The sequence below is a fragment of the Janibacter sp. CFPM2_SD2 genome, from assembly GCF_057364645.1.
In genome coordinates this window covers 1-9,996 of sequence record NZ_JBNFOF010000113.1, presented here as the reverse complement: position 1 = coordinate 9,996, position 9,996 = coordinate 1, and the positions used below count along the sequence as shown (strand labels likewise).

Below are 9,996 nucleotides of genomic sequence, written 5' to 3'. Positions count from 1 at the left end.
GCGACCGGCCGACCTCGGGTGACGGGGTGGTCGACGAGACCTCGCTCGCCCTGGGTGGCACGCTCGCCCGGGTCGACGGGCCACTGCGCGCCGCCCCTCGACGCGGCGTTGTCCTCGCCGAGCCGCCGCGGGGTCGTCGTCGACGGCGACGGTGCCCTCGCCGGCACCTGCCGGGCCACCGAGGTCCTCTCCGTCATCGAGGCCCAGGAGCGGCCCCATGACCCGGGCGGCGCGACACCATGAGCTGGATCCTCGACCACCTCGACGACGTCCTCGCGCTCACCCTGCGGCACACGTGGCTCGCCGGTCTGCCCCTGCTGCTCGGCCTGCTCGTCGCGCTGCCCCTCGGCTGGCTGGCGCACCGCAGCCCACAGCTGCGTGGTGGCGTCATCGTCGCGGCGGGGCTGCTCTACACCGTGCCGTCCTTGGCGCTCTTCGTCCTCATGCCGCTCGTGCTGGGCACCGGCATCCTCGACCCGATCAATGTCGTCGTCGCCATGACGATCTACACCGTCGCGCTGCTCGTGCGCTCGGTCGTCGACGGCCTGGGCTCGGTGCCCGAGGAGGTCGAGCGGTCGGCGACGGCGATGGGCTACACGCCGGTGCGCCGGTTCTTCGGCGTCGAGCTGCCCCTCGCCGTGCCGGTCATCGCGGCCGGCCTGCGGGTCGCCGCGGTCAGCAATGTCTCGATCGTCTCGATCGCCTCGCTCATCGGCGTCAGCCAGCTCGGTGACCTGCTCGTCGACGGCTACAACCGGGCGATCGGCGGCGAGCTGCTCGCCGGCATCGCAGGGTGCATCCTGCTCGCCCTCGTCCTCGACATCGCGATCCGGCTCCTCGAGCGTGCGCTCACCCCGTGGCGGCGGGCGCGGGAGGGGAGCGCGGCATGATCGGGTCCATCCTCGAGTGGCTGACGAGTGCCGACGCGTGGTCGGGAGCCGACGGGATCCTCGCGCGGCTGCTCGAGCACGTGGGCTACACCCTGATCGTGCTCGTCATCGCCGCGGCCATCGCCATCCCCGTCGGCCTGTGGATCGGGCACTCCGGCCGTGGCCGGTGGCTCGTCACCGCGGCCAACGCCCTGCGCGCCGTGCCGACCCTCGGCCTGCTCTTCGCCCTCACCCTCGTCCTGCTGCCCCGACTGCCGGGCGACGCCGCCTTCCTCGTCCCGAGCGTCATCGTCCTCGTGCTCCTGGCGATCCCCGCGATCCTCTCCGGCACCTACGCCGGGGTCGAGGCCGTCGACCCCGCCGCCCGCGACGCCGCCCGCGGCATCGGCATGACCGGCAGCCAGGTGCTGTGGAAGGTCGAGCTGCCCATCGCCCTGCCCCTGCTCCTGTCCGGCCTGCGGGCCGCGGTGCTCCAGGTTGTCGCCACGGCGACCGTCGCCGCCTACGTCGGCCTGGGCGGCCTTGGCCGCTTCCTCATCGACGGGCTGGCCACGCAGGACTACGCGATGACCGCCGGCGGCGCGATCCTCGTGGCCCTCCTCGCGCTGGCGCTGGACGCCCCCTTCGCCCTGCTGGGCCGGGTCGTCGTCTCGCCGGGACTCACCGGCCGCACCCGCTCCCTTCGACCCGACACCCGCACCATCACCGCTGGAGGAACCCCATGACCCCGACCATCCGCGTCCCGCGACGTGCCCGCGTCGTCGCCCTCTCCCTGACCATGGTCGGTGCCCTCGGGCTCTCCGCCTGCGGTGGCGGCGGCGACCCGCTCTCGAGCTCGTCGTCGAGCGAAGGGGGTGGCTCCGGCGGCATCGTCGTCGGCTCGGCCGACTTCTCCGAGTCGATCCTGCTCGCCAACATCTACGCCGGCGCGCTGAAGGCCGACGCGTCGACGCCTCGACCAAGACGGGCATCGGCTCCCGCGAGGTCTACCTCAAGGCGCTGGAGGAGGGGTCGGTCGACGTCGTGCCCGAGTACACCGGCAACCTCGCGCTCTACTACGACAAGTCCTTCGCGGAGACCGACCCGGACAAGACCTACGACGGTCTCAAGGAGGTCCTGCCCAAGGGGCTGACGGTCCTCGAGAAGTCCGCGGCCGAGGACAACGACTCGATCGTCGTCACCCAGGAGACGGCCGAGTCCAAGAGCCTGAAGACTCTCGACGACCTGACGAAGGTCGCCGGCGAGATGACCCTCGGTGCGCCGTCGGAGTTCAAGACCCGCGCCCAGGGCATCCCGGGCCTGAAGAAGACGTATGACATCGAGTTCAAGAGCTTCCGCCCGCTCAAGCCGGGGCAGGCGACCAACGGTGCGCTGAAGAACGGCCAGATCGATGCGGCCAACATCTTCAGCACCGACCCGGCGATCGTCGAGAACGACTTCGTCGTCCTCGAGGACACGAAGAAGCTCTTCGGCAGCCAGAACGTCGTGCCGCTCGTGCGCGAGGACTCGAAGGAGCAGGTCGCCGAGACCCTCGACGAGGTCTCGTCGAAGCTGACGACCGAAAAGCTGCAGGAGCTGCTCAAGCGCACCGACATCGACAAGGAGGACCCGGACAAGGTGGCCGCGGACTTCCTCAAGGAGGAGGGGCTCGACTGACCGGGCACCTGTGGCCGAGGTCACATGTGGGCCCGGGAAGAAGTCGGCGCTGCTGACGCTTGAGACCTTCGATAGTTAAACAAACAACTAATTCGGAGGTTCCCCGTGGACATCATCGTCCTCATCGCCCGCATCCTGTTCGCCGCGATCTTCGTCGCGTCCGGCATCGGCCACCTGACCCAGACCGAGGCGATGGCGGGCTACGCCAAGTCCGTGGGCGTCCCGGCGGCCAAGCTGAGCGTCTTCGTCTCCGGCGTGCTCATGATCGTCGGCTCCCTCTCGATCATCCTCGGTGTCTGGGGCGACCTCGGCTCGCTGATGATCCTCGTCGCGGTCGCGCCGATCGCCTTCCTCATGCACCAGTTCTGGAAGGCCGACGGTGAGGCCCGCATGAACGAGCAGATCCAGTTCAACAAGACCCTCTCGCTGGCCGGTGGCGCCCTCGCGCTCTTCGCGCTCTTCGCCCTGGTCCCCGAGCTCGGCCTGACGATCACCGGTCCGCTGCTCTGAGCGACCCTCGTCTGACGTCGCCCCGGTCACTCGGCCGGGGCCGACGCATGTCCGGTGGGGGGTGGGGCGCCGGGCGGGTGTGCCTGACGGCGTTGGTGTCACCTGGTCCCCCTCTCCGGGCAACCAGGTGACACCAACGACGCCGGGTCAGGACGGCGTCCGGCCCACCCCATGACGGAGGGGCTGCGCACCGTGGTGCGCAGCCCCCTCCGTCTGGTGGGGAGTCCCGAGGTCACTCCCAGGACGGGTTGGCGTTCTTCTTCGCAAGCTCCGACAGGTGGTCGCTGTCGCCTGCGGGCGCAGGTGCCGCCTCGGCTGCCTCCGGCGCCGCGGCCGGCTCCTCGGCGACGGGCTCGGCCGGGGGAGCGGACTCCTCGGCGACCGGCTCGGTGACCTCGGCAGAGGGAGTGGACTCCTCCGCCTCGGCCGGAGCCTCGGACACCGGCTCCTCAGTCGAAGCCTCGGCCTCGCTGGCGGGAGCCTCGGCCTCGCTGGCGGGAGCCTCGGTCTCGCTGGCGGGAGCCTCGGTCTCGGCGGCCGGAGCGGCCGCGGCCGGGGCGGCGGCGACTCCGGTCTCCCAAGGAGGGGGCGGCGTTCTTGGCGGCGAGGTCGCTGTCACCGGTGGCCGCCGGGCTGGCAGCTGCGGCGGGCGCGGTCTCGGCCTGGGGAGCGGACTCCTCCGCCTCGGACTGGGGAGCGGACTCCTCGGCCGGAGCCTCCTGGACCGGAGCCTCGGTCACCGTTTCCTCGGCCGCGGGGGCCTCGGTCTCCGCAACGGCAGGGGCCGCAGCCGGAGCGCCGGTCTCCCAGGACGGGGTGGCGTTCTTGGCGGCGAGGGAGTCGTCCGCCGCGGGAGCCGCGGGCGCCTCGGCAGCGGGTGCCTCGGTGACCTCGGCAGCGGGTGCTCGGTGACCTCGGCAGCGGGTGCCTCGGCCGGGGTCTCGTCGCTCTTCGCCTCGTCGGCCGTGGTGTCCGCAGCCGGGGCGGCAGCAGCCGAACCGGTCTCCCACGAGGGGGCCGCGTTCTTCGCCGCGACCGAGTCGTCAGCAGCCGGAGCGGCGGTGGCCTCGGCGGCGGGCGCCTCCGCCTTCGGCTCGTCGGCGGCCGGCGCGGCAGCACCGGTCTCCCAGGACGGGGCCGCGTTCTTCTCGGCAGCCGAGCCGGTCTCCCACGAGGGAGCCGCGTTCTTGTCCGCAGCCGAGCCGGTCTCCCACGAAGGAGCCGCGTTCTTGTCCGCAGCCGAGGTAGCGGCGGCCGCGGTGCCCGCGGCAGCAGCAGCGCCACCAGCGGCGGCGCCCGTCTCCCACGAGGGGGCGGCGTTCTTGTCCGCGGCGGTGGCCTCGGTGGCAGGCGCCTCGGTCTTCGTCTGCTCGTCACCCGGAGCCTGCGCCCCCTTCGGCTCGGCCGGGGCCTGCGTGGCCTCGGCCGTCGGGGCGGCCTCGGTGGACTCCTCGGTCTCGGCGGCGGCAGGCGCGGCCTTCGCCGGGGCCGGAGCGGCCTCCTTGACCGACGCGAGCAGCATCTGCGCGACGTCGACGACCTCGATGTCCTCGGAGGCACCCTCGGACTGCTTGGCCGTGAGGCCGTCGCTCAGCATGACGCGGCAGAAGGGGCAGCCCACGGCGATCCGGTCGGCACCGGTCGCGATGGCCTCCTCGGTGCGGTTGAGGTTGATGCGGGAGCCGAGCTGCTCCTCCATCCACATGCGGGCACCACCGGCGCCACAGCAGAAGGACTTCTCCTTCGACCGCTCCATCTCCTTGAGCTCGACACCCGGCAGGGCCGAGATGAGCTCACGCGGCGGGGCGTAGACGTTGTTGTGGCGACCCAGATAGCAGGGGTCGTGGTAGGTCACGGACGGAGCCGAGGAGGCGACGTCCTTGTTGCTCGACTTGCGCGGACCCTCCGGGCGGTTGACCGGGACGATCTTCTTCTCGCGGACGAGACGGTTGAGCAGCTGCGTGTGGTGCAGCACCTCGTACTTGCCGCCGAGCTGCGGGTACTCGTTCTTGATCGTGTTGAAGCAGTGCGCGCAGGTGACGACGATCTTCGTCGCGCCGAGCTCGTTGAGGGTCTCGACGTTCTGCTCCGCGAGCATCTGGAAGAGGACCTCGTTGCCCGCGCGGCGAGCGGAGTCACCGGTGCAGGTCTCGCCGTTGCCCAGGACGGCGAAGTCCACGCCGGCGTGGTCGAAGAGCTCGGCCACGGCGCGGGTCGTCTTCTTCGCGCGGTCCTCGTAGGCGCCGGCGCAGCCGACCCAGAAGAGGTAGTCGACGTCGTCGGCGGACTCGACGTCCTCGCCGAGCACCTTGACGGCGAAGGGGAGGTCCTTCGCCCAGTCCATCCGCGCCTTGGCGCCCATGCCCCACGGGTTGCCCTTGGACTCGAGCTTCTTGAAGAGGCCGCCGAGTTCGCTCGGGAAGGCCGACTCGATGAGGTTCTGGTAGCGGCGCATGTCGACGATGTGGTCGACGTGCTCGATGTCGACGGGGCACTGCTCGACGCAGGCGCCACAGGTGGTGCACGACCACAGGACGTCCTCGTCGATGACCGCGTCGGGGCCGTGCGGGTTGTAGGCCGACAGCGGGTGGTCGATGTCGTAGCCGGTCTGGCCGACGAGGGACATCTCGCCCCAGTTGATCGCGTCCGGCTCGGCCGTCGCGACCGCGCCCTCGGCCTGCCCGGCCTCGGCGCCACCGAAGGCGACGGCACCGTCGGCGGTCTGGCCCTTGGCGGCGCTCGCGGGGGTGTAGACGCCCGAGACGCCCTGTGCCGCAGCGAGGTACGGAGCCTTGGCGTGCGCGTGGTCGCGCAGCGTCATCATGAGCAGCTTGGGGGAGAGGGGCTTCTCGGTGTTCCACGCGGGGCACTGGCTCTGGCAGCGACCGCACTCGGTGCAGGTGCTGAAGTCGAGCAGGCCCTTCCACGTGAAGTCCTCGACCTTGCCGACGCCGAGGGTGGAGTCCTCCTCCATCTCCTCCATGACCTCCATGGAGAAGGGCTTGCCGTCGACGAGCATCGGCTGCAGCTCACCCAGGGAGGTGCGGCCGTCGGCGTGACGCTTGAAGTAGATGTTGAAGAAGGCGAGGAAGCGGTGCCAGGCGACACCCATCGTCGGGTTGATCGAGATGGTGATCATCCAGGCGTAGGAGATCAGCAGCTTGATGAGCGCGACGATCACGATGCCCGCCTCGAGGGCCTCGACCGACATGCCGGTGAAGAGCGAGCCCAGCCAGCCCGTGAGCGGGAAGTGCAGGAGCGAGGCGTGGTCGGCCTCGCCGGTGTTGAGCAGGAGCGCGCGCTCCAGGCCGCGCAGCAGGGCGATGCAGATGCCCACGCCGAGGATCGTCAGCTCGACGTAGTAGGCCTGCCAGAAGGTCGAGCCGAAGAAGCGGGACTTGCGGCCCTCGTCGCCGGCGGCCGAGCGCGGGTGGTTCTTCTGCCGGATGACCATCAGCATGACGATCGTGATGATGCCGGTCATCGCGAAGAGCTCGGTGATCCACTCGTAGAGGAAGAAGTGGCCGATGAGCGGCAGCACGAAGTGAGCGTCGAAGAGCTGGACCGTCGCCTGCACCAGGGTCAGGAAGAGGACCCCGAAGGAGATCATCGTGACCCAGTGCGCGATCGCCACGATGGGCAGTCGCGACATCCGGGTGTGTCCGAGGAACTCCCGCAGCAGCGTCGCCGTGCGGGCGCCGGGCTGACCCGTGCGCTCCTTGGCCGGCGTCGACGCTCCGAGCTTGAAGACGGTGACGAAGTGCTTGACGGCTCGAGCGAGCAGGCCCCATCCGACGATGGTGATCCCGACCCCGAGGATGATCGCGACGATCTGGAGGGCAGACATGGGGTCGAGTCTAGGTCTCGAGCCCTGCCCCGACAGCCTGATGGAGGTGCGGCACTCGTCACCCAAGCCGACCCTCACCAGCACCTGACGACGGGCGAAGGGAGCGCCCGGCCCCCTTCGCCTCGTGGCGGTGAGACCCGCTTGCGGCAATAGATAACGCGGTGTTGGAATATCCATAACATCTCGTTCGTTGTCGCGGGCGAGCCGCCGCGCACCGCGGCACCCAGTCAGCCCCGATGGAAGGAACCGCGTTGCCCATCTACGAAGACGCCACCAAGCTCGTCGGCCGGACCCCGCTGGTGCGGATCAACCGCATCATCGACTCCGAGGCCACGGTCGCCGCGAAGCTCGAGTTCTACAACCCCGCCAGCTCGGTCAAGGACCGTATCGGTGCCGCGATCATCGACGCCGCGGAGGCCTCCGGTGACCTTGAGCCCGGCGGCACGATTGTCGAGGCGACCTCGGGCAACACGGGTATCGCCCTGGCCATGGTCGGTGCGGCCCGCGGCTACAAGGTCGTTCTCGCCATGCCGGAGACCATGTCCAAGGAGCGCCGGGCGCTGCTGCGGGCCTACGGGGCGGAACTCGTCCTCACCGAGGGCGCCAAGGGGATGAAGGGCGCGGTCGAGAAGGCCGAGGAGATCGCCGTCGAGCGGGGTGCCGTCCAGGCTCGCCAGTTCGCCAACGCGGCCAACCCGGCCATCCACGAGAAGACCACTGGTCCGGAGATCTGGGAGGACACCGACGGTGAGGTCGACATCCTCATCTCCGGCATCGGCACCGGCGGCACCATCACCGGCGCCGGCCGCTACCTGCGCTCGCAGAAGTCGGACATCCAGATCATCGCGGTCGAGCCGGCCGAGTCCCCGATCCTCAACGGTGGCGCCCCCGGCCCGCACAAGATCCAGGGCCTGGGTGCCAACTTCGTGCCCGAGATCCTCGACACCGAGATCTACGACGAGGTCATCGACATCGACGCCCCGACGGCGATGGACTGGGCGCGTCGATCGGCCACCGACGAGGGTCTGCTCGTCGGCATCTCCTCCGGCGCCGCCTTCGCGGCGGCGGACCAGGTGGCCCGCCGGCCGGAGAACGCCGGCAAGACGATCGTCGTCATCATCCCGAGCTTCGGTGAGCGTTACCTCTCCACCCCGCTCTTCGAGGGCCTGCTCGACTGACCGTGACCTCCCACCTGTCGATCCGCGCCACGATCCGTGAGGATCTCGCCGCGGCCATGGAGCGCGACCCCGCCGCGACCTCGCGGTGGGTCGTGCTCCTGACCTCTGCCGGGCTGCACGCCATCTGGCTGCACCGCATCGCCCACCGCTGGTGGATGCGCCCCGGCGGGAAGTGGCCCGCGCGCGTGCTCGCCTACCTCTCGCGCTCCTTCACCGGGATCGAGATCCACCCGGGTGCCCACATCGGGCGCCGCTTCTTCATCGACCACGGGATGGGTGTCGTGATCGGCGAGACGGCGGTCGTCGGCGACGACGTCATGCTCTTCCACGGCGTGACGCTCGGCGGCACCTCGGGTCGGCGGGTCAAGCGCCACCCCACCCTTGGCGACCACGTCATGGTCGGCGCGGGGGCGAAGATTCTCGGCGACGTCCACGTCGGCAACAATGTCAAGGTCGGCGCCAACTCGGTCGTCGTCAAGGACGTGCCGACCGGCGCCGTCGCCACGGGCATCCCGGCGCAGTACCGCTTCCCGGCGCTCGAGGGCCGCGACGCCCTCTCCCCGCAGGAGCTGCTCTACGCGGACCCGGCGCTCTTCATCTGAGGCCTGCTGTTCACGGCCCCTGAGGTGCGAGCGCCAGCGAGCCTCGAAGGGAGGGGACCCACCGATGATCGGTGGGTCCCCTCCCTTCGTCATGCCCGATCGCGCAGCGACCGGCTGGTCCGTCAGGCCGGTGTCGGGCCGTCCCCCAGCGGGTAGGTCGACGGGCCCTGGGTGTCGGCGGCGACACCGCCCGGGACGTCGCGCGACGGGTCGCCCTTGATCTTGCTGGCGCCCTCGCGCATCTTGTCGCCCGCGACCGAGGCGGCGGTGCTCACGGCGTCGAGCGCGGCGGGGGCGGCCTTGGTCTTGGCGGCGTGCTTCGCGGTCGCCACCTGCTGCTGCACCGGCTGCGACTGCCACGCCTTGGCGGCGCCGGATCGGATCTGCTCGTAGCGCTGGCGGCCGGCTCGTGCACCGAGCACGTAGCCGACGGCGGCGCCGAGGACGAAGGAGATCTTCGACATCGTGTGGTCCTTTCGCTCTGCGGTGACTTCTGCCCTCGACACTACCTGCGACAGGCATGGCCTACCGTGGACTCGCCCGCCTCCCAGCGGGCCAGGAGGGCTCGCATAGTGGCCTAGTGCGGCGGTCTTGAAAACCGCTATGGCGGCAACGTCATCGTGGGTTCGAATCCCACGCCCTCCGCCAGCTGCCTCAGCGCAGGGCCCGGACCCGGCGGGAGACGACGAAGGTCAGCCCGCACGTCGCCGCCGTACCAACGGTGCCCCACGCCAGGTCGTAGAGGACGGAGCCCGAGGGGTAGCCGTCGAGGACGGCGAGGTTGGTGAGGTTCCACGTCGCGTAGGCGACCAGCCCCAGGACGGCACCGTTGAGCACGGCCGTGACCCAGGACCCCCGCGCCAGGGCCGGGGTGATCGCCAGCCACACCATGCCGAAGACGTAGATCGCGTAGAAGGCGAGGGCCGCCACCATGTTCGGCGAGTCCGCGAGCCAGTCGCCCAGGTGCTCTTCGTAGACGGGTCGGGCGATGACGCCGAGCCAGAGGTAGTCCAGGACCCCGAAGATCACCGCGGCCACGACGTACCGCCCAAACCACGCCATGGCGCCCAGCGTAGACGCGGCGACCGCTCCCCGGGGTGCGGTTGTCGGGGCCGAGGAGTTCACTGGGTGGATGACCCGGTGCAGCATCGTCCCCCCGCACGTCCTCGCCGCGCTCGCCCGCTCCGACCAGCCGGGCCCGGCGCTCGGTCGCCGCCCGCACGCTGGCCATCGATGCCTCGCTGCGTCATGAGCGGCCCCCTGTCGGGTCCCGCACCACCGCCGTGCCGCCGGACCGGTCGGGTGAGGCCGGG

At 70.7% G+C, this 9,996-nt stretch carries 10 protein-coding genes, 1 tRNA gene and 1 pseudogene; 8 read left to right on the top strand and 4 right to left on the bottom strand.

Annotated elements, in window-relative coordinates:
• The 5 genes and pseudogenes from AC2W7J_RS11360 to AC2W7J_RS11340 all read left to right on the top strand — a co-directional run.
• Window positions 1-243, top strand: a pseudogene (locus tag AC2W7J_RS11360) (ABC transporter ATP-binding protein); the annotation flags it as partial.
• Complete coding sequence (locus tag AC2W7J_RS11355; protein ID WP_485982487.1) at window positions 240-890, top strand: ABC transporter permease; 651 nt, start codon at window positions 240-242, stop codon at window positions 888-890. The pseudogene AC2W7J_RS11360 and the gene AC2W7J_RS11355, both read left to right, overlap by 4 nt.
• Complete coding sequence (locus tag AC2W7J_RS11350; RefSeq protein ID WP_485982485.1) at window positions 887-1,615, top strand: ABC transporter permease; 729 nt, start codon at window positions 887-889, stop codon at window positions 1,613-1,615. The genes AC2W7J_RS11355 and AC2W7J_RS11350 overlap by 4 nt, the downstream gene beginning before the upstream one ends.
• Entirely contained in the window at window positions 1,599-2,546 is a 948-nt protein-coding gene (locus AC2W7J_RS11345) for an ABC transporter substrate-binding protein (RefSeq protein WP_485982489.1), read from the top strand. The genes AC2W7J_RS11350 and AC2W7J_RS11345 overlap by 17 nt, the downstream gene beginning before the upstream one ends.
• 105 nt (window positions 2,547-2,651) lie before the next feature.
• Window positions 2,652-3,056: a DoxX family protein gene (locus tag AC2W7J_RS11340; protein ID WP_485982484.1), complete on the top strand. Its 405-nt coding sequence runs from the start codon at window positions 2,652-2,654 to the stop codon at window positions 3,054-3,056.
• Between the two features lie 232 nt (window positions 3,057-3,288).
• Here AC2W7J_RS11340 and AC2W7J_RS11335 read toward each other — a convergent pair whose 3' ends face one another.
• A complete protein-coding gene (locus tag AC2W7J_RS11335; RefSeq protein ID WP_485982483.1) occupies window positions 3,289-3,498 on the bottom strand; it encodes a hypothetical protein in 210 nt (69 codons plus the stop codon).
• 294 nt (window positions 3,499-3,792) lie between these two features.
• On the bottom strand, window positions 3,793-6,903 hold the full coding sequence (locus tag AC2W7J_RS11330; protein WP_485982481.1) for a (Fe-S)-binding protein: 3,111 nt from the start codon (window positions 6,901-6,903) through the stop codon (window positions 3,793-3,795).
• Window positions 6,904-7,154: 251 nt separating this feature from the next.
• On the opposite strand from AC2W7J_RS11330, the gene cysK reads away from it, so the two are divergent.
• Both cysK and cysE read left to right on the top strand, forming a co-directional pair.
• Complete coding sequence (cysK, locus tag AC2W7J_RS11325; protein WP_427801516.1) at window positions 7,155-8,081, top strand: cysteine synthase A; 927 nt, start codon at window positions 7,155-7,157, stop codon at window positions 8,079-8,081.
• A 2-nt stretch (window positions 8,082-8,083) separates the two neighbouring features.
• Window positions 8,084-8,683, top strand: coding sequence for a serine O-acetyltransferase (gene cysE, locus AC2W7J_RS11320; protein ID WP_485982478.1), 600 nt, complete (start codon window positions 8,084-8,086; stop codon window positions 8,681-8,683).
• Between the two features lie 122 nt (window positions 8,684-8,805).
• On the opposite strand, the gene AC2W7J_RS11315 is transcribed toward cysE, so the two are convergent.
• Window positions 8,806-9,147 carry a protoporphyrinogen oxidase gene (locus AC2W7J_RS11315; RefSeq protein WP_421009228.1) on the bottom strand — a complete coding sequence of 114 codons (342 nt, stop codon included), beginning with the start codon at window positions 9,145-9,147 and terminating at the stop codon, window positions 8,806-8,808.
• A gap of 94 nt (window positions 9,148-9,241) precedes the next feature.
• Between AC2W7J_RS11315 and AC2W7J_RS11310 the strand changes: the two genes are divergently transcribed.
• Window positions 9,242-9,331 (top strand) — tRNA-Ser (locus AC2W7J_RS11310).
• Between the two features lie 6 nt (window positions 9,332-9,337).
• On the opposite strand, the gene AC2W7J_RS11305 is transcribed toward AC2W7J_RS11310, so the two are convergent.
• Entirely contained in the window at window positions 9,338-9,745 is a 408-nt protein-coding gene (locus AC2W7J_RS11305) for a DUF2177 family protein (protein WP_485982476.1), read from the bottom strand.
• Between the last annotated feature and the right edge of the window lie 251 nt (window positions 9,746-9,996).

Coding starts and splice junctions, on each gene's coding strand:
- AC2W7J_RS11355 (WP_485982487.1), top strand. CDS start 240: ATGAGCTGGATCCTCGACCACCTCGACGACGTCCTCGCGCTCACCCTG.
- AC2W7J_RS11315 (WP_421009228.1), bottom strand. CDS start 9,147: ATGTCGAAGATCTCCTTCGTCCTCGGCGCCGCCGTCGGCTACGTGCTC.
- AC2W7J_RS11350 (WP_485982485.1), top strand. CDS start 887: ATGATCGGGTCCATCCTCGAGTGGCTGACGAGTGCCGACGCGTGGTCG.
- AC2W7J_RS11305 (WP_485982476.1), bottom strand. CDS start 9,745: ATGGCGTGGTTTGGGCGGTACGTCGTGGCCGCGGTGATCTTCGGGGTC.
- AC2W7J_RS11330 (WP_485982481.1), bottom strand. CDS start 6,903: ATGTCTGCCCTCCAGATCGTCGCGATCATCCTCGGGGTCGGGATCACC.